The sequence below is a fragment of the Roseovarius sp. TE539 genome (genome assembly GCF_003298505.1).
Lineage (GTDB): Bacteria > Pseudomonadota > Alphaproteobacteria > Rhodobacterales > Rhodobacteraceae > Roseovarius.
The window spans coordinates 1-24,602 of sequence record NZ_QNGB01000027.1 but is presented as its reverse complement, the minus strand read 5'-3'; the positions used below and the strand labels follow the sequence as shown (position 1 = coordinate 24,602).

Below are 24,602 nucleotides of genomic sequence, written 5' to 3'. Positions count from 1 at the left end.
GTGATGCGACCGACAGGCATCTGGTTCTCAAGCTACGCGGCAGAGGCGCGGATCCTCGAAACCCGGCGCGCGCGGGCCTGGCTGGGGCTGCTGAGCGCTGGACTCGTCTGTCTGCCGTTGCTGACAGGGCCTTGGCTGCTGGGTGAAATGACAAACCTTTTCATCACGATGATTGCGGTTTGCGGGCTTTACGTCACGGTCGGGATGGCCGGGCAGATCAATATCGCGCAATCCGCCTTCGTGGGCGTCGGCGCCTTCACGGCAGCCAAGCTTTCGGGACTGGGTGCGCCGATCTGGGCCGTGATCCCCGCAGCGGCATTGATCACCGGGGCGGTTTCGGTTCTCTTCGCCCTGCCCGCGGCACGGGTGAAGGGCTTTTACCTGGCGCTGACCACCCTCGCCGCGCAGGTGATGTTCCCGATCGTGATCCTCGCGCTGCCGATGTCATGGCTGGGCGGGCTGGTGGGCCTGCCGGTCTCGCCGCCGTCACTGTTCGGGATCGGACTCGGCACGCCTTCGGGCCTCTATTTCCTCGGCCTTGCTTTCGCCGTGCTGGCCGTATGGACCACCTACAATCTCCCGCGCTCGCGGGTCGGGCGGGCGTTCCGCGCGGTGCACGACAATGACAGCGTTGCAGGTGTCATGGGCATACCGGTCACGCGGATCAAGATCGCCGCCTTTTTCGCCGGCGCGCTGTATGCCGGGGTGGCCGGGGCCATCCTTGCCTACCTGCTGCAGTTCGTGACCGTCTCCAGTTTCACGCTCTTCGCATCGGTATGGTATCTGGGCATGCTGATCGTCGGTGGCTTGCATTCGCCCCTTGGCCCGGTCCTCGGGGTGATCTTCGTGACCCTGGTGCAGGAAGGGCTGCACAGCGCCGGCAATGCAATCCTGCAATCGGGCTCGGGCCTGGGCGGAGGCGAGGTTTTCGCGGCCAGTTCGGTCGTGCTCGGCCTTTGCATACTGGCGGCACTGATATTCGAGCCGCGCGGCCTTGCCCATCTTTGGACACAGACGATGACAGCTTTCCGGCTCTGGCCGTTCCCGCGGAACTGAGCCGGATCAACCGGCGGCAGTAGAGCCGTCGAACAGGGAGGAAGAAAATGAAACTTACCAAGACGCTACTGGCCGGCGCAACCGCGTTGGCCCTGACAGGATCCGCTTTGGCGGAGGAGTACGTGATAACCGCGAGCGCCGATTACTCCGGTCCGTTCGCGGACGTCATGCCCGACGCGATGGCCGGATTGAACGCAATGGTCGATTACTGGAATGCCGAGGTCGGGGAGGGCCTTGGCGTTTCTGTCGACCTCAAGACGTACGACATGCGCTATGACAGCGCCGTGGTCGCGCGGACATGGCCCTCGATCCTGACATCGGACGAACCGATCATCCACCTCGGATTTGGTTCGCCCGATCTCGTCACCCTGATGGGCCGGCTGCCCAATGACAAGGTTCCCATGCTTCTGGGCACCGCGATGGTTGGCCTGGTTTGGAAGCCGGACGGGTGGCATTTTTCGATCCGGCCAACGTACAGCCATGAATTTGCCGGGCTCTTCAATCACCTCCAGAAACAGGGGGACGGGCCCCTTCGAATCGCGGCTCTCTCGACCCAGAATCAGGCGGGGTTCGTGGATCAGGTGAACGGGGTCAAGGCGCTGGCCGATCAGCACCCGGAGCGTTTCACCGTGACCTCGACCCAATGGGCCGATACGGCACCCGTGTCGCTGACATCGCAGATCCGTTCGGCGATGGCGGATGACCCGGACCTGCTACTGGTCGGCGGCACCACCGCACAGGTGATCGCATCCGCCAAGGCGATGGACGAACTGGGGCAGCGCGTGCCGATCGTGATGTCCACGCATAACGGACTTTCGGAGGTTTCGAAGGGTTTGTCGCTGGAACAGCTGGAAGGATTCTATTCGGCCTTCAGTTTCGCGGCACCTGAAAAGGAGGGCCTGCCGATCCGGGACGTTTTCGAGGAATACAAATCCGACGGTGACTGGGGCACCATCACCGCACAAGCAAGCGCGCAGGCGATACTTGCGCTGCGTGTGCTGGAAAACGCGATTGCAGATGTCGGACCCGGCGATGTGACCGGACAGGCGATGTATGATGCGCTTCTGGCCCATGAATATGCCGAAGATGACCTTCTTGGTGCGCTGCCGTCTCTTGATTTCGACAACACGGCGCCATTCCCGGTCGGAGATATCAAGGCAACAGCGCAGGTCGTCGAAGACGGCGAAATCACGGCCGTTCAATCGGACTGGTTCGACGTGCCCCAGATCGACAAATGGTGAGCCCGGCATGCTGACCCTCGCCAATGTCGATGCTGTCTATGGTGGCGTGATCCAGGTTCTCCGGTCTGCCAACCTGGAGGTGCGCGACGGTCAGATGGTCGCTCTTCTCGGCGCCAATGGTGCCGGGAAGACGACCACTCTCAAGGCGATATCCGGTTTGCTTCATGCTGATCATGGTAGCGTAACGGTGGGGCGGATCGTCCTTGATGGACAGGACATCACCCATGCCGATCCGTCCGACATCGTGAAGGCCGGGGTGGTACAGGTGCTGGAGGGCCGCAAGGTGCTGGAGCATCTTACCGTGCATCAGAACCTCATGGTCGGCGCGCATCTGCGCCGTGACCGCGCCGCGGTCAAATCCGATCTCGAACGGGTCTGCGATTACTTTCCGGCCCTGCCGGAGCTTCTCAACCGTACGGCGGGGTATCTTTCCGGCGGCGAAATGCAGATGGTGCTGATCGGTCGCGCTATCATGGCACGCCCACGCCTGTTGATCCTCGACGAACCGTCAATGGGCCTTGCCCCGATCCTCACCCAACAGCTTTTCGATACGATCGCTCGCATCAAGAAAGAGGAAGGCCTGACCGTTCTCATGGTCGAACAGAACGCCCGCGCCGCCATCGAAAGGTGCGATTATGGCTACATCATGGAGCGCGGGCGCATCGTCCTTCACGGCAGCCGCCAGAGCCTCGAGGGCAATCAGGACGTTCAGGAATTTTACCTCGGTATGGGCGCAGGCGACGAACGTGTCAGTTATCGGGACATAAAGCATTACCGCCGGCGCAAGAGGTGGCTGGGATGACTGACCGCTTGTCGACACTCGCTCGGATCGTCACGGAGGCCACGCAGAATGCGCCCGCCCTCGCGGCACGCCTGTCGGATTCGGGCATTGCACCCGCCGACCTGGCTGAGCCGGGCACACTTGAACGATTGCCGGTTCTGGCGAAGACAGAACTAATGGAACTCCAGTCGGGGAATTCGCCTTTCGGCGGGCATCTTTCCGTTCCTCTGCAAGAGGTGGCGCATCTCTATGCCTCACCGGGGCCGATATTCGAACCGGTGCTTCGCGGCCACGAGGCGCATGGCTTCGACCGGATGTTCCGGGCCGGTGGCCTTGGCCCGGGGGACGTGGCGCTCAACACCTGGTCCTATCACCTTGTACCCGCCGGTCTGCTCTTTGACGCGGGCGCACGTGCGACCGGCGCCACTGTGGTGCCCTCCGGACCGGGCAGGACAGAGCTGCAGGTGAACCTGATCGAGACGCTTGGCGTTACCGCGTTCCTCGGCTCCACCGCATATTTCGAGAAGGTCGCCAACGCCTTCGCCTCCACTCACGGAGCCACCAAGGACCGCTGGCCGGTCAGGCGGGCCTTCCTCGGCGGGGAACCGGGCGACTGGATGGCAAAGCGCCGGAGACTTGAGCGGGAACATGGCGTCACGACGCACAGCGCCTATGGCACAGCGGACCTCGGGCTTGTCGGTTTCGAGGCGGACGGTCAGCCCGGATATCTTTGCCACGAAGAGCGGCTCGTGCAGATATGCGACCCGGATACCGGCGTGCCGTTGTCCGAGGGCATGCCCGGACAAGTCGTTGTCACCACTCTTGCGCGTGGATGGCCAATGATCCGGTTCGGCACCGGCGACATGGCCCGCGCCCTCGAAATCGGGGCGGACGGCTTCGTCACCCGGATGAGCGGAATCGAGGGACGCGTCGGCGATGGCGTCAAGGTCCGCGAGATTTTCGTCTACGCCACCCATGCCCGGGCGCTTTCCCGCTCCCTTGGCGGCGGTAGCGAGGCCCGCATCCGGATCTCGCGCGAGGGCGGCAGCGATCATATCACTCTGGAACTGAGCGGCCCTGCCCGCCCCGAGGAAGAAATCCTCGATGCGTTCCAGCGCATCACCCGACTGCGCGCAGACACCGTGATCCGCTGCGACCGGCACACGATTTCCGAACCTCTGGAGGACAACCGTGAGTTCTGAACCCGAAAGGAGCACGCGATGGCGTTGATTGGCACGCCAGTCCAGAACGGACCGGAGCAGGCTGCCCGGGCAAGGGACTATGAGGTTCTCATCGAGGAATTGCATGCCCGGCTGGAGTGGTCACGCGCCGGCGGCGGCGCAAAGATGGTGGATCGCCATCGCGCGCGCGAAAAGATACCCGTACGCGAGCGTATTGACCTCCTGATCGACCCGGGAACCGGGTTTCTCGAATTCACGCCGCTTGGCGCATGGGGGCTTTATGATGGCAACCTTGCCGCCGCGGGCATTGTCACCGGGGTTGGCACCGTGCGCGGCACCACCTGCGTGATCATCGCCAACGATGCCACCGTCAAGGGCGGCTCGTTCCACCGCGAAACGGTCAAGAAACACATCCGCGCGCAGGACATCGCGGCCGAGAACCGTTTGCCCTGCGTCTACCTCGTCGATTGCGGAGGCGCCAACCTCAATCAGATGGAGGAGGTGTTCTATGACGAGAACCATTTCGGCGGCACCTTCCACCGTCAGTGCCGGATGTCGGCGCAGGGCATTCCGCAACTCGCCGCAGTGTTCGGAGAATGCACCGCCGGCGGCGCGTATATTCCCGCGCTGTGCGATGAATTCGTGATGGTGGAGGGGCAGGCCTCTATCCACCTTGGCGGGCCTCACATTGTCCGTGCGGCAATATCCGAGATTGTCGACCGGCACGATCTCGGGGGCGCTGCCATCCATACCCGCCGGTCCGGTGTCTCGGACCACATCGTGCCGGACGAGTTCGCGGCGCTCGGTCGCCTGCGCGACATGATCGCAAGCCTCGCTTACAGTCAACCGATTGCCACCGGGCGCACTGATCCCGCCGATCCGTTGTTCGACGCGGCCGAGATCCCCGGTATCGTCGGAACCGATCTGTCCCGCCCTTTCGACCAGCGAGAGATCATTGCGCGGATCGTGGACGCAAGCGACTTTCACGAGTTCAAGCCCGAATGGGGCGAAACCGTTGTCTGCGGTACCGCGCGGATCGAGGGTTTCGCCGTCGGCATCATTGCCAACAATGGTGTTCTTTTTGCCGAAGCCTGCCTGAAAGCCACGCATTTCATCGAACTCTGCGATCAACGCGGCACCCCGATCCTGTTCTTGCAGAACACCACCGGCTTCATGGTCGGTCGCGATGCGGAGCTTGGTGGAATCTCCAAGCATTCCGCCAAGTTGGTCTATGCCATGTCCAACACCCGCGTGCCGCGCCTGACCGTTGTTACCGGAAGTTCCTATGGCGCGGGCAATTACGGCATGTCCGGGCGCGGTTTCCGCCCTCACTTCATGTTCATGTGGCCCAATGCCCGGCTTGGCGGAATGAACCCCGATGTCGGATCCTCGGTCCTGATGGACCTGCGGCGTGCCTCGATCTCTCAGGGCGAGGCAAGTGACGCCGAACTCGCCGAGCACGAAGCGAAACTGCGCCGCATGTTCGAGGAGAAATCCGATCCATACTTTTGCACCGCCCGCGTTTTCGACGAGGGGATCATTGATCCGCGGGACACGCGGCGGGTACTCGGCATGTGCCTGTCCGTCGTCAACCTTCGGCCCGAAATACGCGACCAGCGCCCCGTTTACAGGATGTAACCCAAGTGAGCGAATTCCTCACCGCCCCCAAACCGATCGCCCGTGTCCTGATCGCCAACCGCGGCGAGATCGCCTGCCGGATCGCGGCCACCTGCAGGCGGCTGGGACTAAGGGCGATCGCCATATACTCCGAGGCTGACGCCGAGGCGCGTCATGTCCGTGTTGCCGACGAGGCCGTGCCGATCGGCCCCGCCCCGCCCGGCGAAAGCTATCTGAATATCGACCGGATCGTCGCAGCGGCCCGAACCGCCGGAGCCGATGCCATTCACCCCGGCTACGGCTTCCTTTCCGAAAATGCGGGCTTCGTTCGCGCGGTCGAGGACGCGGGCCTGATCCTTGTCGGACCCGGCGCCGAGGCAGTCGAGATCATGGGCTCAAAAATCGCCGCGCGGCGGGTCGCGGAACAGGCCGGCGTTCCGGTCGTGCCCGGATTTGACGGTGCCGATGCAAGCGATGCGGACCTTGCCGACGCCGCCGGCCGGATCGGGTATCCGGTACTTGTCAAGGCCAGTGCCGGCGGTGGCGGGCGCGGGATGCGCCGGGTCGAGAAAGCCGGTGATCTGGCGGCGGCCCTTCAATCGGCCCGGGCCGAGGCGGAAAACGCCTTCGGCGATGCGACGATCTTTCTCGAAAAGCTGATTTCCGACCCGCGGCACCTGGAGGTTCAGGTCTTTGGTGACGGCCGCGGCAATGCGCTGCATCTCTATGAACGCGATTGCTCGGTGCAGCGCAACCACCAGAAAATCATCGAGGAGGCCCCGGCGCCGAATCTGCCCGAGACCGTCCGGCAGGCGCTGTTCGATCACGCGGTGCGACTGACCACGGCGATTTCCTATTCCGGTGCGGGAACTGTCGAATTCGTCATGGATGCGGCGGACAAGCAGCCCTGTTTTCTTGAAATGAACACACGGCTTCAGGTCGAACACCCGGTCACCGAATCCGTATGCGGGGTTGATCTGGTGGAATGGCAGCTCAGGCAGGCGGCCGGCTTGCCCCTTCCGTTGACACAGGCCCAGATACGCCCGCGCGGTCACGCGATCGAATTGCGGCTCAATGCCGAGCGTCCCGAAGCGGGGTTCCTGCCCGATACCGGCCGGATCGACGCGCTGAGCACCGGACCGTCGCTGCGTTTCGACACCGGGGTCGAGGCTGGCGACACCATTTCCGGCCACTACGACTCGATGCTGGCCAAGCTCATCGCGCACGGTGCCGATCGCGATGCGGCGCTCGCACGGCTGATCGGAGGTTTGGACGCCACGCGGATCGTCGGGCCGGGAACCAACCTGGGCTTTTTGCGCGACTGCCTGACCACCCCCGCGTTCGCCAGCGGTCTTGCCACGACCGGCTTTCTGGGCGAAGCCTTCCCAGATGGCTGGCAACCCGATCCCGAACGGCTGCTGAAACTCAGGGGACAGGCGGCGCTGGAATGGATCGACGACGGGGACAGCCCGCTTAGCCGGGGCGACGGATTCCGTGTCGGCGGACACGCGGCGCCGGGCCGTGCACCGTTGGAGATTTCGGATGATTACGGCACCGTCGAAATCACCCTGATCTTCGACCGGACACCACTTGTCTCCGATGGCAGCCGCACGCTGGCCGTCGACACCGGAAACACCACGATCTGCGCCGATGGCCGTGTCGCTGCCAGCCTGCGGGGCCTTTCGATCAGGGCGCTCATACGCCCACTGGCCGAGGCACGAATGGAGGCCCGCGTGAACAACACCGCCGAAGGCCTGGTCACCGCCCCCTTGACCGGGCTCGTGACCGAAGTATGGGCGGTCCCTGGTGACCGCGTTGAAGAGGGCCAGACGCTTGCTGTCATGGAGGCGATGAAGCTGGTCCATGCCCTGCCCGCCCCCTTCACGGGACATGTGGCCCGCGTTGCCGTCGCGGCGGGCGAAACCGTTGCCCACAAGACTGTGCTGATCGAACTGGAAGAGGAGCAAAGCTGATGCCAGGCCTTTGGTTTGAGGAGTTCGAAGCCGGAATGGTTTTTGATCACGACTGGACGCGCACGATCACCGAGACCGACAATCGCTGGTTCTCGCTGCTGACCATGAATCCGCAACCGGTTCACATTGACGCCCACGCGGCGGCGCAATCCACATGGGGCCGGCCGCTGGTGAATTCGCTCTTCACGCTGGGCTGCATGGTGGGAATGACGGTGAACGACACCACGTTCGGGACGACCATCGCCAATCTCGGCATGGAGGCGGTGAAATTTCCGCACCCGCTGTTCGAGGGAGACACGATCCGCATGCGCACCACCGTCGTTTCAAAGCGTGAAAGCAAAACCCGTCCCGGTGAAGGTATCGTGACCTTCCGCCACGAGTGTTTCAATCAGGATGGAAAGCTCTGCGGAAGTTGCGAACGTGCCGCCCTGATGATGAAAAGGCCATCCGATGACTGAGCTGGCCGGTCAGCGCATCCTCGTCGTCGGGGGCACTGCCGGCATCGGCCTCGCCTGCGCCGAGGCGATGCGGGCCGCGGGTGCCGAAATCGCGGTCGCCGGCCGCAATCCCGAACGCGCGCATGCCGCGGCCCGGAGTCTGGACGCGCAGGCCGTCACCGGTGATGCCGCCGATCCGGTGCAGGCGGTGCGCATGGTATCCGACGCCACGCATATGCTGGGCGGTCTCGATGTCCTGCTCTCCGGGGCGGGCGGGGATCCGATGCCGCGCCTGCTATCCGATATCCCGCCCGAAGAGGTGCTGACGGACATAAACGGATGCCTCGGCCCAGTGATCCTGCCTGCCCGCGCCGCCTATGACGTGATGGGGGCACAGGGCCATGGCTGCATCCTTGTGATCGCCTCCGACGCGGGAAAGATCGCAACCCCGGGGGAATCCGCCATCGGCGCGGCCATGGCCGGGATCGCCATGTTCGCCCGCGGCATGGCAACGGAAGGCAAGCGGCAGGGCATCCGCGTCAACTGCATCACGCCATCGATCGTGCGTGGCACCCCGCTCTATGACAGGCTGATGGCCGATCCCTTCGCTGGCAAGCTGTTCGCAAAAGCCGAGGCGATGGCGCATCTCGGCGTCGCGGAACCGGGGGACATCGCCGCGCTTGCCACCTTCCTCGCCGGTCCGGGGGCCGCTCGCCTCACCGGACAGACTGTTTCCGTGACCGGCGGAATATCGGCCCTGTAGGCAAGTATCATGTTCAAGCCCATCCGCAGGAGAAACCGATCATGACCCCACGCTCTTGGCTGTTCGTCCCAGGAAATTCACCGCACATGATGGAAAAGGCGCGCAATGCCGGCGCTGACGCGCTGATCCTGGACCTGGAGGATGCTGTTGCCGGCTCCGAAAAGCCCGCCGCCCGGTCGGCGGTCGCGGATTTCCTGGCCACCCGCCCGGAGGTGACCTGCCATGTTCGTGTCAATGCCCTCGACACCGGGCTCACGGCGGATGACGTGGCGGCGGTGCGCGGTGCAGCGGACGGTTTCGTGCTGCCGAAATGCGAAGGGCCGGATGACCTGAAAGCGCTGGCTTCTCTCACCGGGGGCGCGCCGATGCTCGCCATCGCCACTGAAACGGTGCGCGCGGTGCGCGCCCTGATGACCGAAGACTGGACGCATCCCGCGCTAGCGGGGCTTGCCTGGGGCGCCGAGGACCTGGCCGCGGATCTGGGCGCTTCGGTCAATCGTGACGACGCGGGGACTTACCTTTCACCGTTCCGCATGGCCCGTGATGCGATGCTCTTCGCCGCGCGCGCCGCCGGGGTGGCGGCGGTGGATGCCGTCCATACCGATTTCCGCGACACCAACGCGCTTGCCGCCGAGGCTCGGGCGGCCGAAGCCATCGGGTTCACCGCGAAAATGGCCATTCATCCCAGGCAGGTCGGCGCGATAAATGATGCCTTTACCCCGTCACCGGAACATATCGCCTGGGCCGAACGGGTGGTTGCCGCCATGGCCGGATCCGAAGGCGGCGTCGCATCGGTGGACGGCCGCATGCTGGACCGGCCACATCTGCGCCAGGCCGAAGCCATCCTTGCCCGCGCTTCTGTCAGGCCGGGCTGAGGACCCGCCGCCCCACGGGGCACCGTGGCCACGCCCCGCAGCCGGTTTCAGGCGTTTTCCAGCCCGCACCAATCGGCAATGAAAAGCGCCGTGGCCTGTGTCACACGGCGCACGCTGTCCAGGTCCACGCGTTCGTTGAAGCCGTGTATGCCCTCGGCGCGCGGGCCGTAGACCAGCGCCGGCATATCCGCGTAAAGGCCGAAGAACCGCGCATCGGTGGTGGCGGTCGAGGCCACCCTGTCCAGAGCCCTCCCCGTGATCGCCCGATGCGCGGTCTCCAGCACCGATACGGCGCGCGCCGCTTCCGGCGCCGCACTTTCCGCCAGGGCGTATCCCTCGGCCTCGAAGCCGTGCCAGGTCACCTCGGGCGGGATGTCACAAAGGAACGGATCCTGCCGTGCCGCGTCGTGCAGGGTGGCGGCGATCTCGGCTTTGGCCGCCTGCAGATCCTGGCCGGGATAAAGCCCCATGCGCGCCTCGAACACGCACCAGGCCGGAACCGAACTGGTCCAGTCGCCGCCCTCGATCCTGCCGATGTTGAGATTGAGCGGGTGAGACAAATGGGCGTAGCATGGGTGTCTGTGCCGATCCTCGTTCCACCGCGCCTCCATCCCGTGCAGCGCCGCGATCAGCGGCATCGCCGCTTCTATCGCGTTCGCACCGCTGCCGGCCTCGGCCGCATGAACAGGCCGGCCCGCCAGCCGGACCCGGAACCAGAGCACCCCCACTTGCGCCTCGACCAGCGCCTCGCCGAAGGGTTCGGGTATCAGCGCGGCCTCGGCCCGGTATCCACGCTGCAAACAGGCCAGCGCCCCGTTGCCTGTGCATTCCTCCTCGACCACGGATTGCACGAAGACATCCGCCGCCGGTCGGACCCCGCAGGCGTGCAGAGCGTCCACGGCGAAGATGTTGGAGGAAAGTCCGGCCTTCATGTCCCCGGCTCCCCGCCCATACATCCATCCGCCGTCGATCCGCGGGACGAACGGGGGCGTGTCCCACATTTCCGGCGGCCCCGCCGGCACCACGTCCACATGCCCGTTGAGGACAAGGCTGCGGCCCTTGCGTGTCCGGCTCGAATGGGTGCCGACCACGTTCACAGCCTTCTCGAATGGCTCCGCCACCGGGGAAAAACCGGGCAGATCACGAATCTCCTCAATGTCGATCTCCCAGACGTCGAGATCATAGCCACGGCGGCGCAGCGCCTCCGCCATGAACGACTGCGCCTCCTGTTCATTGCCGCGGGTGGACGCGAACGCTGTCAAATCCGAAAGAAATTCCGTCTGCGCATCGAAACGATCATCCACGGCAGCCAGAATTCGGGTCTTCAGATCGGTTTCCAAGGTCAAGGGCCCTCCGGGCTGTCCCCGGGTATCCTTTCATGGCCATGAACCGGGCGCGAGGGATTTCTTGGCACCAGGCGACCCGCCTGCCATCATTCATATCCGGTCATCTCAAGGTAGCCGCGCCCCTGATGGCTGCCGCTTACCCGAACCGGCCCCTCCCAGTAAGGCAGGGAAACAGCCATCCATGCCTGCGGATTCAGCGCCGCAACCATCACATCGACGTCCTTGTCGGGCACCACCACGCGCCAGCGCGTCGGAACCTCCCGTCCGGCAACCGGCGTGGTCTCCAGGGGTGTGGCCTGAAAGGCGCCCCGATCCAGTGCCACCGCACTGCCATCGGGGGCGATCCAGGTGGCATAGGTAAATTGGTCACCGGCCGCACCGCGCAGACGAAAGCCCATCAGCTTCGCCCCGGTCGCGAAGGAAAGCGAGAACCAGTCCCAGCCGTCCTGGTCCGCCGCCAGCGGTTGAGAAGACCATTCCCGGTCAAGCCAGGCTGTGCCTTTCACCGGCACCTCTCCGTCCGGCAGGGCCAGACGTCCCTCGATCGCGAAATGCGGCTGGGAATAGTAATAGCTCGCTTGCCCCTGTGCCGACTTTACCGAGTGTCCTCCCTGTCCGTGCAGCACCAGAGGCCCGTTGGCCGTGAGCGTCATGTCATATGTAAAATCCGGCCCCGAGGCCGAAAGCCGCATCCTGTCAAAGGTCTCGCCCTCCATGCGCCAATCGTCGATCCATGCCGAGAAGGGCGCCGCCCGCACCCCGGCCTGGCCGATCCCGCCCCGCGCGAAACGTTCGGCCACATGGTGGAGGTCGGGCCCGGTTACCGCGGCATGGCCGAACCAGATTTGCGGACTCTGCCAACCGGGCCTCTCGCCCGGTGCCAGGGCGGACCGGAAAAGTGTCCATTGCAGCCCGTAGGGTGTGCCATCGGGCGCCTCCAGATTTGCGGTCAGGTACCACCATTCGATCCGGTAATCGGGATGGGATCCGTGATCGCCCGGGAAGGTGAAATCCGGATCCGGCCGCGGCACGGCAAACCCTTCCGCGTCGCTGCCCATTCCCGCAAAACCCTGCGCCGCGGCCGGTATCGGCAACAGCAGTATCAACAACAGAGCCATCAAACCCCTAGCGTTCATTGGAGAACACCTTCAACAGGTCCGAGGGCGGTGTGCGGGACAACCGCCAGGCCGGCCACGCCGCCGCCAGCGTCGCCGCAGCCAGGGCGCAAACGCCCAGCACCGCATAATCGGACGGGAAAAGATACATCGGCAGACGCCAGCCGAACGCCTCAACGTTGACGATCGCAAGCAGCACCCAGGCCAGCGCCAGCCCCAGGGGCAACGCCATGGCCATCGTCAGAGCCGCCAGAAGCATTGCGCGAAGCAGCTCAAGTCTCCCCAATGTCCGCCGGGTCAGTCCCAGTGCCCAGGCCGGCGCCAGTTGCGGCACCCGCATCCCCGCCAGCGTCAGCAGACTCATCAGCATGGCAAAGCCTGCCACCGCCAAAGTCAGGACATTGAGCGCCGCGGTCACCGTGAATGTGCGCTCGAAGACCCGCATGGAAAACGCCTTGATCCGGGCCTGATCCACGATTGCCCCCGGCGGCAACCCCAACTCCCGGATCAGCGCCGCGCGCAGCGCCTCGGGATCGTTGCTGCGCAACCCGAAGCGCGTGGCGCGAATTTCCGGAAACAGCTTGCGGAACAGCGCCTCGCCGATAACCGCCTGCCCGACGGGGTTGCCGTAATCGCCCACGATCCCCGCGATCGGGAGGCGCACGCCCTGCCCCACATCAAGGTGTTCGCCGATGGTCAGGCCCGCACGGCGCGCAAGCTGTTCATTGACGATCACCGCCTCGCCGGCGGCCACGTGCGGCCAGACCGGTTTGCGCGAGTCGAGGAATTTCCAGTTTTCCGAGTAGGTCGGCCCGACACGCGCCCCGTAAAGATCTGCCGCGACTCCCGCAAGCCGCGTTTCCACCGAAAGAAGCGGCAGCACCGCGCGGACGCGTGACGCGACGAAAGCCTGCAATTCTTCCGCCTGCGCCTTGTCCTCGGCTGTCACGTAAAGCTCCGAGGCGAGGCGCTGATCCAGAAACCCTTCGAATGTCAGGCGGAAGCTCGACACCATGGTCGAAACCCCGACATTCGCCGCCATCGCCAGCAGCAACGCCATCAGGCTCAGGCTCAATCCGGGCAATTGCTGGCGTGTGTCGGCCCAGAACCATTCCGACACCACACCCCGCGTCCGCCGCATTCCGACGTCCAGCAGGGGATCAAGAAGCAGTGGCAGGGCCAGAGCAGCACCGAGTAGCAGGCAGGCCAGCAGTCCGAACCCCGGAACCAGCCCGTCGCCATGCCGGGCCAAAATGCCCGCGGCCAGAAAAAGGGCGACCGCGGCCACGGCCTGAACCCGCCGCCAGCGTCTTGATGTCATGGACCAGGCCCGCGCCCCGGCACTGTGGAGAATCGGCATCCTCGCGATACGCCACAGGGCCCCGGCACCGGCCAGGACCGTGCCGGCCATTGCGATGCCCAGACCAGAAAGCCACCAGGCCGGCCGCAACTGCAACGCGCCCGACACTTGCGCGCCATAAAGCCCTTCGAGGGTCGCCGCTACATCCGGCAGCAACGCCGCCGCCACCGCATACCCCAGCAACACGCCGATCGCGCCGGCCACAAGCGCCAGCATCAGCAACTCCGCCGCCATCAGGATCACCAACCTGCGCAACGGCATGCCCAATGCCCTGAGGGTCCGCACCATCGCACGGCGCTGCTCGAACGCCAGCCCGATCGCGCCATGGACGATGAAGATCCCCACCGCGAAGCTCAGCAGGCCGAAAGCACTGAGATTGAGGTGGAAACTGTCGGTAAGCCGGCGTACGTCGGATCCGCCCTGTGCCGGACGACGCAACAGGTCGGGGGCGATCCGGTCAAGCGGTGGCCGGCCCATCGGCTGCCGCGGAACGATGATCAGGCGGCTCAGTTCACCGGGCCGTTCCAGCAGACGTTGTGCAACCCCGATATCCGTCAACGCGGTGCCAGGTGCGACGCCCTTGTCGGGCACCACCCGATCCGGCACCGCACCTGCCAGCGGATCGGCTACCTCCGGGTTGGCAAACAGCACCGGTTGTGACAGGAAGGCCGCCGGATCGGTCCCGGTTTCCAGGGCCTGCGGTCCGATCCCGCCCGGCGCCGTCAACGGATCGATGCCCACGATACGGACCCGTATTCCGTTGGCGGTCATGGTTCCGCTCAGCACCGGCGCCACCTTCCAACCGGCCCGCCGCAATGCCACGAACGTCTGTTGCGGGATCGTATCGCCGGCCCGTGGCACAAGTTGGTCGAACCGCGCTTCGCCCAGTGTCGCCGCGGCGGCGTCATAACTTGACCGCGCTTCGGAATTTACCGCTTGCACGCCGGACCATAGCGCCGTCGCCAGCCCGAGCCCGGCCAGAAGTGTGAAAAGCTGCAGCGGATTGCGCCACCAATGCGAAAACAGGGCCTGAAGGCAGGCCCGCGTCACTGCAGGAGTCCCGCGCTCAACCTGAGTTGACGATTCATGCGCGCCGCCAACCCGGGTGAATGCGTCACCATCATCAGCGCCGCCCCGGTTTCGGCCACCAGCTCCAGCATCTGGTCCAGAACCTCTGACGCGGTGGCTTCGTCAAGGTTGCCCGTGGGTTCGTCGGCCAGCACCAGCCTGGGTCGTGCGGCCAGTGTCCGGGCAATCGCCACGCGCTGCTGTTGACCGCCCGAAAGCTGCTCGGGATATTTCGCACCCTGCCCGGCCAGCCCCAACGCATCGGTCAGCCGGGCGATACGGTCCGGGTCGGCCGCCCCTGCAAGCCGTGCCTGAAACGCGATGTTGGCATCAACGTCCAGCGACGGAATCAGATTGAACTGTTGAAAAACGATCCCGACGCTGCCCCGGCGCAGGGCTGCGCGGCCATGGTCGTTCAGTCCGGTTACCTCCGCCCCGCCAAGGCGGATCGTGCCCGCGTCAGCCTCGTCCAGACCGCCGACGAGATGCAGCAGCGTGCTCTTGCCGGACCCCGACTCGCCGGTGAGGGCGAGCGTCTGCCCGGAATCAAGCGCGAAGCTGACACCGCGCAAGACCTCGATCGGTCCCGACGGCCCGTCATACGACTTCTTCAGATCGTCGACATCAAGAAGCATCGCGCACCCTTCGTGATCGAACCTATTCCTTTCAACAGGAATGAAAAGCGGCACAGCGCCCCGGCGCCCGCAGGATGTGCACCGCCTGCAAACCTGTCCCGCCTGAAGTGCCGCAGCCCGAACCGGTGCACCTGCGACATCCTGAAGCAACCGCCATGCAGTGCCATGTCCCATGGCATCCGGATCTTTCAAGACATGCAGGCCGGCACGGTCAATCAGAGCTCCGGGAATGCAACGAAAGCCTGACATGGTTGTGAGTTTCCGTCCTGCACGGTTCCGCTTACTGTGCGCGAAATCGTCCCGAACCGAACTGGACCTGACCGACATGCATGCCACCTCAGCCCCGCTTTCCGGCGTTTGCGGCCCGTTTTCGCGCCACGAAAGACCGCGGCGTAGAAACGACCGGCCCGCCCTGGGTGTGGGTGCAGCCGCCCCGGCCAATTACATCGGCCCCTTGCCTATCCGGTGCCGGAGCCTGAACTCTCCCGTCGATGTGGTGATGCGACAGGTGGTGAAATGGCTGTGAACCGAACTGCAATGACCCGACGAGACGGCCTGAAACACTCTCTAGTCCAAGCCTTGGAACCCGCGAGTATCGCAACCGGGCCACCGGAATTGATGCCCGATACCGGCCTTGCCCATGATCACCTGCGCCTGCCCGGCACCGGGTGGATCGCGCGGCTGCCCAAGCAGAGTCAGATGAACCTGAAACCGGATGAGAACCTCGCCTACCAGGCCGCCTGCTTCTCGCGGGCTAGTGCCAGCGGCCATGCCCCCCGTCTTCACGCGGTGCTGTCTCCATCAGGGCCGTTGCCGCGTGGCGGTCTTGTCGTAGAAGAAATCGAAGGACGCACGGCCAACCTTCCCGGGGATCTGCCCGCCATCATGGAGGCCCTGGCCGCGATCCATGCACTGCCCGTTCCGGAGGCATCGGAGCGCGCACCGCTGTTGTCGCCCGCGGATCCGCTGAAAGGGCTTCTCAACGAGATCGGCGCCCAGGCCGAGTATCTGGAAGCCGCGCGGATCAGTCCCCGGACTCGCGCCGTGCTTGAGGAGAATATCGCGATACTGCAGGAACTTGCCGTTGCAACGGCCCGCCCGCCAAGGCGGTTGATTTCATTTGATGCCCATCCGGGAAACTTCCTGATCGACAAATCCGGCCGTGCCGTGCTCGTGGATCTTGAAAAGGCCCGCTACAGCGCGCCGCCCCTCGATCTGGCCCATGCCACCCTTTACACCTCTACCACGTGGGATGTGGCCACACACGCGGTCCTGACACCCGAGCAAACGGCGGCCGCCTGCGGGCACTGGCTGACCTGTCTGCCCGCGCCCGAGCGCGAGGCCGCTCGCCTCTGGATTTTGCCGATGCGCCGGGCGATGTGGCTCTGGTCGATGACATGGTGCGCGAAATGGAGGGTTCTGTCAGGCCGCGAGGCCGAAGCCAGCCTAAAGGGCGAGGACTGGGCTGCCGACAACAGCGAGGAAAACCTGGTCGCCCACGTGAAGGATCGTGTCGACCATTACCTCGACCCCGAAATCGCGACCCGGATCGGCAATGAATTCAACCATCTTGCCAATCTGATATAATCATCCGAAAACATGGAGAATCCGCAATGAGCCGATACATACTCAAATCGCTGGCCGCGGTCGGGCTGGCGCTTGGCCTCGGTGCGCCGTCGTCCGCACAGGACGCGGCGCCCGATCCGGCCGATTGGAAGGCGGTGAAGCAAGCCGCGGAAGGCCAAACCGTCTACTGGCATGCATGGGGCGGTTCCAACGCGATCAATGACTATATCCGCTGGGCCGGGGACAGGTTGGCCGAACGTCACGGGGTGACTGTCGAGCATGTCAAGCTCAAGGATACCGCCGACGCCGTAAGCCGTGTGATCGCAGAAAAGTCCGCCGGAAAGGACCAGGACGGTTCAGTCGATCTCATCTGGATCAATGGCGAGAATTTCGCAGCGATGAAGGAAAAGGGACTCCTGTTCGGTCCCTGGGCCGAGGACGTGCCGAACTGGAAATATGTCGATGTCGAGGGCAAGCCGGCAGTCACGTCCGATTTCACGGTGCCCACGGACGGGCTTGAAGCCCCCTGGGGAATGGCACAGATCATTTTCTATCACGACACGGCGCACCTGACTGATCCACCACGGTCAATTCCGGAAATCCTGGAATGGGCAAAGGCCAATCCGGGGCGTTTTGCTTATCCGCAACCGCCCGATTTCGTGGGATCGACATTTCTAAAGCAGGCCGTGATCGAACTCGCTCCAAATCCGGATGTTCTCCAGCAACCGGTCAATGAAACCGCCTATGTCACGGCGACCGAACCGCTTTGGCAGTATCTCGACGAACTGACCCCGAACCTGTGGCGCAGCGGCGCGGCCTACCCGCAGTCAAGCACCCGCCTGATACAGCTGATGGCCGATGGCGAAATCGACCTGGCGCTGAGCATCGAGCTCAACGCGCCGTCGAACGCGATCGCCAATTACGAACTCCCGGACACTGTGCGCAGCTATGTGCTGGACGGGGGCACCATCGGCAACGCCAGCTTCGTCGCCATTCCATACAACGCCAATGCCAAGGCCGGTGCCATGGTCCTGGCAAACTTCCTGATGTCGCCCGAGGCACAGGCACGCAAGCAGGATCCGGCTGTCTGGGGAAGCGGCACGGTTCTGGCGATGGACAAGCTCGATCCGAAGGACCGCGCCCGCTTCGATGCGATAGAGTTGGGTGTCGCGACGCTCACCCCTGCAGAACTGGGCGAAGCGCTGCCGGAACCTCACCCCTCCTGGATGGTCCGGCTTGAGCAGGACTGGACCGCACGTTACGGCGTCGGACAGTAAAGTCCCCGCATGGGCACCGCGCCTGTCACAACGGTTCGCATGGCCGGGCGCCGGCCCCGGCGGGCGCGGTTCCTGCCTTGGGCACCGCTGGTCACGCTGGTGGTCATGCTGGGGCCCGTGCTGGCGGGCATCCTGGGTACGCTGGCCCCGGCTTTCGGCTACATGCCGGCGCTTCAAGGCACCGGTCTGAGCCTTGACCCATTGCGCGCCCTCCTGGAATGGCCGGGGCTGTCGCGCGCCGTGATGTTGAGCCTGGGGGTCGGTCTTGGCGCAACCGCGATTTCCCTGGCGATCGTGACACTCATCTGCGCCGGGTGGGCAGGGACGCGCAGTTTCACCATGATAGAGCGTCTCCTGTCGCCACTTCTGTCCGTGCCCCATGCTGCCGCGGCTTTCGGACTGGCATTCCTCATCGCGCCATCGGGCTGGCTTTCCAGGGGCCTCTCGCCCTGGGTGACTGGCTGGACCAGACCACCGGATTTGTTGATCCTTCAGGATCCCGCCGGGCTCAGCCTGATTTTCGGGCTGGTCACCAAGGAGGTGCCATTCCTTCTTCTCATGACGCTCGCGGCGCTGACGCAGGTACGCCCCGCGTCCAGCCTGCGGGTCGCGCAATGTCTCGGGTATGCCCGGATCACCGGTTGGCTCAAGACGGTTTTCCCGCTTGTCTACCGGCAGATCCGGTTGCCGGTATTCGCGGTGCTCGCGTTCTCGATGTCGGTGGTGGACGTCGCGATCATCCTCGGGCCAAACACGCCGCCCACCCTGGCGGTGCAAGTGGTGCGCTGGATGAACGACCCCGACCTCGCCCTCAGGTTTCAGGCCGCAGCCGGTGCTGTGCTGCAGCTCGGGCTGGTGCTTTTCGGGATCGGTCTCTGGCGCCTGGCCGAGATCGTGGCAGGCCGGCTTGGAAAAATCTGGGTGAGTACCGGCGGCCGGGGATGGCGCGGCCCCGATCAGGTGATCCGCGGCGCGGCGCTGATACTCGGGGCAACCGCGGCACTGGCGGTGATCGCGGGACTGGCAGGACAGGTCATCTGGTCCTTTGCCGGGCTCTGGCAGTTCCCTGATCTGCTGCCTGACGGGTTCACCTGGCGGAACTGGAACCGCTACGGGGCGCAGCTTGCCGGACCGGCGGGTGAAACGTTGATCATAGCCGGCGCCGCGACAGGCCTCGCCCTTCTTTTGACGCTTGCCTGCCTCGAAGCAGAACATCGCCACGGCCTGCGGCCGGCCACCCGCGCGCTCTGGCTGCTGTATCTGCCGCTGATCGTGCCGCAGGTCGCCTTTCTCACGGGTTTCCAGACGCTTTCCATAGGCGCGGGTCTGGATGGTGGGCGCATGGCGGTGATCGCAGCGCATCTGGTCTTCGTACTGCCCTATGTCTTCCTTTCGCTGGCCGATCCATGGCGCGTCTGGGACGCCAAGCACGACACGACCGCACGCGCGCTTGGCGCCGGTCCGGATCGGGTTCTATGGATGGTGCGCCTGCCGATGCTGCTGCGACCGGTGCTGATCGCCACCGCCGTGGGCTTTGCCGTTTCGGTCGGGCAATACCTGCCAACGCTTCTGGTCGGGGCGGGCCGTGTGCCGACCCTGACGACCGAGGCTGTGGCCCTCGCCTCGGGTGGCGACAGACGGGTAACAGGCGTCTATGCGCTGGCACAGACCGCCGCCGCCCTCGCGCCCTTCGCCCTCGCACTTGTGTTGCCGCGTCTCCTTTGGCGCAATCGCAAAGGTCTTCTACATGCCTGAGAATACCGCCTTCCCTCCCGGCCTGCGCTTCGAGGGTGTAACGATCTCGCTCGATGACACCCGGCTGATTGCGCTGGACTGCAATGTCGATCCTGGCGAGGTTCTGACGGTCATGGGGCCATCGGGGTCGGGCAAATCGACGCTTCTGGCGGCAATCACCGGAACCCTTCCACCAGCCTTCAGGCTGACCGGCCGTATCCGGCTTGACGGTCAGGATCTGGCCGGATTGCCAACCGAAGCGCGGCAGGTGGGGATCCTCTTTCAGGACGAGTATCTTTTTCCGCACCTGTCGGTCGGGGCGAACCTTGCCTTCGGATTGAAGCCGGCCCTCAAAGGACGTGCGGCCCGTCGCGACCGGGTCGAAGCGGCCCTGGACGAGGTCGGCCTTTCGGGCTTCGCGGATCGCGATCCGGCGACGCTCTCGGGCGGTCAACGTGCGCGCGTGGCGCTGCAGCGCACGCTTCTTTCCGAACCTCGCGCGCTGCTGTTGGACGAGGCATTCTCGAGGCTCGACACCGGCCTGCGCCAACAAACGCGCGCTCTGGTCTTCGAAGTGGCCCGCCGTCGCGCCCTCCCGGTGCTTCAGGTCACCCACGATCACTCCGATGCCGAGGCCGCCGGAGGCCCGGTTCACTGCATGGGGCAGCTGGCCACCCGAAATTGAACCGGATCGCGGGTGCAACGCTAAGACAGCGGCGCTGACACTTTCAAGCGGCCGCCCGCCGCGGCCGGCCTCCGCAAGCTTTTGATTGAATAATCATGCATTCAATGTGTAACGTGGAGCGGGGCCTCCATAACCTGCCCGGCACTTCCCTTGCGGGGGTGGGTTCAAGGATGGTGGCACACGAATGATCGGAATGAATGACCAGGCCGGTGAAGGCATCCATGGCCGGCCACGGGTGCGTGCATGACGCGGCACAGGTGCGGACCTGCAAGCGCTTGGGATGGACGAATTCGGGAAACCGGGCGGGAACAGGCAGGCTCGAACGACCGTCCCGAACATTCCGAATTGCCATCTGAAAGGCCGGCCACGCCACGGCGAGACAGGAAGGATCGGAAATGGACGATATCGTCAAACCCGGGCACAACGCGGCCCTGACACATACGGCAAAGGCCGACCGTGATCATCACCTCCACCCTTGGGAGCATCTTGGATCGTGGAAAAAGGGCGAGAGGTTCATGATCACCCATGCAGACGGCATATATCTTCACGATGCCGATGGCCGCAAACTGATCGACGGACCTGCCGGGATGTGGGCCGTTCAGATCGGCTATGGACGCAAGGAAATGGCCGATGCCATTGCGGAACAGGTGATGTCACTGCCCTATGCATCCCCCTGGACTGTCACCACGTCACCCGCCGCCGAACTGGCGGAAAAGGTCGCCTCGCTCGCGCCCGCTCCGCTCAGTACCGTGATGTTCACAACCGGCGGCTCAACCGCCGTCGATACCGCGATCCGGACGATGCATTTCCTCAACAACCGGCTTGGCCGCCCGGAAAAGAAAAAGGTCATCGCACGCGAGAAAGGATATCACGGCTCGACCTACCTGGCAGCCAGCGTGACCGGCAAGGAGCGCGACAAGAGCTGGTTCGACTTCGAGGACCGGCTGGTGCACTTCCTGCCGGACGTGAATCCCTACACGCGGCCCGAAGGCATGACGGAGGCTCAATGGTGCGATGAGAAGGTGGCCGATCTGGAGCGCGCCATCGCCGAGATCGGACCCGACAGGATCGGCGCCTTCATCGCCGAACCGATCCTGTGCTCGGGGGGCGTCATCATCCCGCCCGAAGGGTATCACCGACGCACGCTGGAGATCTGCCGCAAGCACGACGTACTCTATATCTCCGACGAGGTCGTGACGGCGTTCGGCCGGCTCGGGCACTGGTTTGCGTCCGAGGACGTGTTCGGCATCGTCCCCGACATGATCACCTGCGCCAAGGGACTCACATCGGGTTACCTGCCGCTCGGGGCGTGCATCATCTCGGACCGCGTCATGGAACGGATGACCGGTGACGATCACGATGTCCTCTTTCCAAACGGATATACCTATTCGGCACATCCGGTATCCTGCGCGGCCGCGCTGAAGAATATCGAGATCATGGAACGGGAAAGACTTCTGGACCATGTGCGCGTTGTGACGCCACGTTTTCAGGACCGTCTGATCGCGTTGGGAAAATCGCCGATCATCGGCGATGCGCGTGGAATGGGCCTGCTTGGGTGTCTGGAAGGGTTGACGGACGGGCGCGACACACCACTCAGTGTTCAACGTACCCTGGGCGAACGGCTTGATGAAGCGTGCGAGGCGCGCGGTCTGATCGTGCGGCCCCTGATCAACATGTGCGTTTTCTCGCCACCGCTGATCATCAGCGACGACGAGATTGACCGCATGTTCGACATCCTCGAAGAGGCTGTCGGAGAGGTCGAGACGGATTTCACCTGACCGGGTGAACGCTATTGTTCTGCCCAAAGCAAGTTTCCCGGCCTGCACCTGGTATGCCTCCGCCGTTCGGCGAAGATAAAAGCGGCAGATTCGCGCAGGGAAGGGAATTCGCAACGATGGGTCGACGTCCCGAAAGCCGCCGTTCAGGCAAACGCGTTGACTGCTTGAGGAGAGCCGCAATATTGCCGCACTTAGCTTTGCTTAACAGGTTTCTGAAGAAGTCTGTTTGTAAGGACGTTTTCCCGTCTGCCGTTGCTTGAAGGCCGGTCGTCCGCGGGTGCGGACCCGGGGCTCAGGGTCGCTGCCGTGGTCAGGAGGCCAGGAGCTTCGGCAATCTGGCGAGATTGCAGGCCGCCATGGTCATCGTGAACTGCGCGCGGACCCTGTCGAGGCCGCGGTGAACGGTCTGCGCCATGCCGCCCACGGTCTTGGCCCAGCCGAATGGTTCCTCGATCTTCTTGCGGTGTCGCTGGGACAGGGCGTAGCCGGGATGGTGCGTCGTTCGACCGTCGATGGCGGAATGCCGGGCCTTCTGCGCGATGTGCGGCGTCACGACCATGCCTCTCAGTTTCTTGACGAAGTCGGCGCTGTCATACCCCTTGTCTGCCGCCAGCGTCAAACGGCGGGTCGAGCCCGGTGAGTGCCGGTTGATCATCTCCAGCGCCGCCTTGCGCTCGCCGTGCCCATCGGCGTGGGTCAGGTCCGCCTGCACCACGAGGCCGTTGCGGTTCTCCATCAGCCTTGCGTCAGGGCCGACAGTCCCCCGGACTGTCGGCTTTTCCCTCCTCACCCATGAAACACAGCGTCGCCGCGGCACACGGCGCCTTTTTGTAAAGGCGGGCATCGGGGTCCGTGACCGAAGCGTGGGTCGCGTTCGAACGCTTCTCGCCCCGGAAGTTCACTTCGGCGTTGCGGGGCTGGCGGGCTGTGTCGGACATCGGCTGGGTCTCGGTCTGCTGGGGTTGCTGGTCGGTGTCTGGGGAGGTTTCGTCGGGCGGTGGCAGCGGTGGCGGGTCGCCCGGACCGTCGTTATGCGGCGGTGCGCTCTCCTTTGGCTGAAAGCTCTTCATCGACGCCCACGCCTTGACCAGCGTGCCGTCCACCGAGAAGTGCTCGTCCGACAGCAGCGGCTTGACCTCCGGGTGCGCCAGGATCGCCGCCATCACCTTGCGCGACATGTCGGTCTTCAGCAGCCGGTCGCGGTTCTTGGTGAACACCGTCGGGACCCACACCGGGCCGTCGATGCCAAGGCCAACGAACCACCGGAACAGCAGGTTGTAGTCCATCTGCTCCATCAGCTGCCGTTCGGAGCGGATCGAGAACAGCATCTGCAGAAGGCTGGCCCGGATCAGACGCTCCGGCGCGATCGACGGGCGGCCAAAGTCGGTGTAGAGCGCGTCGAACTCGGCATCGAGGCTCGCCAACGCGTCGTTCACGATCCGACGGATCGCCCGAAGCGGATGATCGGCAGGGATCCGATCCTCAAGATCCACGTAGGTGAACAGCGCCCCGCTCGCCTCGTCCGTCCCGCGCATCATCACCCCCTTCGTGGCCCGAAAAGGGTGAATCATGTTCTCAAGTCCCTGTCGAGGCGAGGTTTTTCGGCAACCTGCTAACGTCACGCCACTGCGAAGGGATCATCCAGCACGCCGACGAGGGGCATGAGGAATTCGCCGGTGTCAGGGTCCAGCGCGTCGGCATGGAAATCGTCGATGGCGGCCACGGCACCGGGGATGTCGGCCGTGTCCTGGTCCCCGAAGAGCGTCATTGCCGCCGCGGCGTTGTCCACGTCCGTCATTCCCTTGTGCACCGCGAAACAGGCCCCGATATCGACCTTGTCCTCCAGGTAGGCCCGGTCTTCCAGTTGCTGGTCGATGAACTCCTGCGGGGTGTCCGGCGGCAGGTCCACCTTGGCGCCGCGCAGGACCTGGAGGATGAACTGGTCGCGGCTGACCGCCTCCGCGTCCAGCGCATCGACCCAGAATTTCAGCCCCCCCGCGTCCGAGGCCCGGCCCAGCACATTGTTGTAGACCGTCTCCGCGAAGACCTCGTTGGAAGTGCCGGGCGGGTAGGCGGCCTCGGTCTCGGGCTGGCCGATGAAGAAGGACGCGATC

19 protein-coding genes and 1 pseudogene are annotated in these 24,602 nt (G+C 64.5%); 14 read left to right on the top strand and 6 right to left on the bottom strand.

The genetic code is table 11. The features are described from left to right. The first annotated feature begins 3 nt into the window (after nucleotides 1–3). Genes DQW77_RS14525 through DQW77_RS14485 form a run of 9 tightly spaced genes read left to right on the top strand, consistent with a single transcriptional unit; the run spans nucleotide 4 to nucleotide 9,924 of the window. The gene (locus DQW77_RS14525; RefSeq protein WP_113258954.1) at nucleotides 4–1,056 is read left to right on the top strand and encodes a branched-chain amino acid ABC transporter permease; all 1,053 of its coding nucleotides are present in this window, start codon (nucleotides 4–6) and stop codon (nucleotides 1,054–1,056) included. Nucleotides 1,057–1,103: 47 nt separating this feature from the next. Then, entirely contained in the window at nucleotides 1,104–2,297 is a 1,194-nt protein-coding gene (locus tag DQW77_RS14520) for an ABC transporter substrate-binding protein (protein WP_113258953.1), read from the top strand. 7 nt (nucleotides 2,298–2,304) lie between these two features. Continuing rightward, the gene (locus DQW77_RS14515; RefSeq protein WP_113258952.1) at nucleotides 2,305–3,099 is read left to right on the top strand and encodes an ABC transporter ATP-binding protein; all 795 of its coding nucleotides are present in this window, start codon (nucleotides 2,305–2,307) and stop codon (nucleotides 3,097–3,099) included. After that, nucleotides 3,096–4,280: a phenylacetate--CoA ligase family protein gene (locus tag DQW77_RS14510; RefSeq protein ID WP_258523868.1), complete on the top strand. Its 1,185-nt coding sequence runs from the start codon at nucleotides 3,096–3,098 to the stop codon at nucleotides 4,278–4,280. Before DQW77_RS14515 ends, DQW77_RS14510 begins: the two co-directional genes overlap by 4 nt. An 18-nt stretch (nucleotides 4,281–4,298) precedes the next feature. Beyond that, a complete protein-coding gene (locus DQW77_RS14505) occupies nucleotides 4,299–5,897 on the top strand; it encodes an acyl-CoA carboxylase subunit beta (RefSeq protein WP_113258951.1) in 1,599 nt (532 codons plus the stop codon). 5 nt (nucleotides 5,898–5,902) lie between these two features. After that, entirely contained in the window at nucleotides 5,903–7,849 is a 1,947-nt protein-coding gene (locus DQW77_RS14500) for a biotin carboxylase N-terminal domain-containing protein (protein ID WP_113258950.1), read from the top strand. Further along, nucleotides 7,849–8,307, top strand: a complete 459-nt coding sequence (locus tag DQW77_RS14495) for a MaoC family dehydratase (protein ID WP_113258949.1) — start codon at nucleotides 7,849–7,851, stop codon at nucleotides 8,305–8,307. Before DQW77_RS14500 ends, DQW77_RS14495 begins: the two co-directional genes overlap by 1 nt. Next, entirely contained in the window at nucleotides 8,300–9,049 is a 750-nt protein-coding gene (locus DQW77_RS14490; RefSeq protein WP_113258948.1) for an SDR family NAD(P)-dependent oxidoreductase, read from the top strand. Before DQW77_RS14495 ends, DQW77_RS14490 begins: the two co-directional genes overlap by 8 nt. 41 nt (nucleotides 9,050–9,090) lie before the next feature. After that, nucleotides 9,091–9,924 carry a CoA ester lyase gene (locus DQW77_RS14485; protein WP_113258947.1) on the top strand — a complete coding sequence of 278 codons (834 nt, stop codon included), beginning with the start codon at nucleotides 9,091–9,093 and terminating at the stop codon, nucleotides 9,922–9,924. Between the two features lie 47 nt (nucleotides 9,925–9,971). Here the strand turns inward: DQW77_RS14485 and DQW77_RS14480 are convergent, their stop codons facing one another. From DQW77_RS14480 to DQW77_RS14465, 4 genes are all read right to left on the bottom strand, one after another. Beyond that, nucleotides 9,972–11,270: an ArgE/DapE family deacylase gene (locus DQW77_RS14480; protein WP_220124968.1), complete on the bottom strand. Its 1,299-nt coding sequence runs from the start codon at nucleotides 11,268–11,270 to the stop codon at nucleotides 9,972–9,974. 86 nt (nucleotides 11,271–11,356) lie between these two features. Beyond that, nucleotides 11,357–12,388 carry a lipocalin-like domain-containing protein gene (locus DQW77_RS14475; RefSeq protein WP_404947939.1) on the bottom strand — a complete coding sequence of 344 codons (1,032 nt, stop codon included), beginning with the start codon at nucleotides 12,386–12,388 and terminating at the stop codon, nucleotides 11,357–11,359. 7 nt (nucleotides 12,389–12,395) lie between these two features. Then, entirely contained in the window at nucleotides 12,396–14,795 is a 2,400-nt protein-coding gene (locus tag DQW77_RS14470; protein ID WP_113258945.1) for an ABC transporter permease, read from the bottom strand. Beyond that, nucleotides 14,792–15,448 (bottom strand): ABC transporter ATP-binding protein, encoded by a 657-nt coding sequence (locus tag DQW77_RS14465; protein ID WP_113258944.1) that lies wholly within the window; start codon nucleotides 15,446–15,448, stop codon nucleotides 14,792–14,794. Before DQW77_RS14465 ends, DQW77_RS14470 begins: the two co-directional genes overlap by 4 nt. A gap of 618 nt (nucleotides 15,449–16,066) precedes the next feature. Here DQW77_RS14465 and DQW77_RS14460 point away from each other — a divergent pair. The 5 genes from DQW77_RS14460 (at nucleotide 16,067) to DQW77_RS14440 (ending at nucleotide 22,488) form a co-directional block, all read left to right on the top strand. Next, on the top strand, nucleotides 16,067–17,035 hold the full coding sequence (locus tag DQW77_RS14460; RefSeq protein ID WP_113258943.1) for a phosphotransferase: 969 nt from the start codon (nucleotides 16,067–16,069) through the stop codon (nucleotides 17,033–17,035). Nucleotides 17,036–17,061: 26 nt separating this feature from the next. Then, nucleotides 17,062–18,291, top strand: coding sequence for an ABC transporter substrate-binding protein (locus tag DQW77_RS14455; protein WP_113258942.1), 1,230 nt, complete (start codon nucleotides 17,062–17,064; stop codon nucleotides 18,289–18,291). A 39-nt stretch (nucleotides 18,292–18,330) separates the two neighbouring features. Then, entirely contained in the window at nucleotides 18,331–20,046 is a 1,716-nt protein-coding gene (locus DQW77_RS14450; protein ID WP_113258972.1) for an ABC transporter permease, read from the top strand. Continuing rightward, nucleotides 20,039–20,710 (top strand): ATP-binding cassette domain-containing protein, encoded by a 672-nt coding sequence (locus DQW77_RS14445; RefSeq protein ID WP_113258941.1) that lies wholly within the window; start codon nucleotides 20,039–20,041, stop codon nucleotides 20,708–20,710. Before DQW77_RS14450 ends, DQW77_RS14445 begins: the two co-directional genes overlap by 8 nt. Before the next feature lie 395 nt (nucleotides 20,711–21,105). Continuing rightward, nucleotides 21,106–22,488, top strand: a complete 1,383-nt coding sequence (locus DQW77_RS14440; protein WP_113258940.1) for an aminotransferase — start codon at nucleotides 21,106–21,108, stop codon at nucleotides 22,486–22,488. 310 nt (nucleotides 22,489–22,798) lie between these two features. Here the strand turns inward: DQW77_RS14440 and DQW77_RS14435 are convergent. Next, nucleotides 22,799–24,023, bottom strand: a pseudogene (locus tag DQW77_RS14435) (transposase). 83 nt (nucleotides 24,024–24,106) lie between these two features. Next, nucleotides 24,107–24,602 (bottom strand): DUF4214 domain-containing protein (locus DQW77_RS18250; RefSeq protein WP_181711283.1); only part of this gene is annotated, 496 nt, incomplete at its 5' end.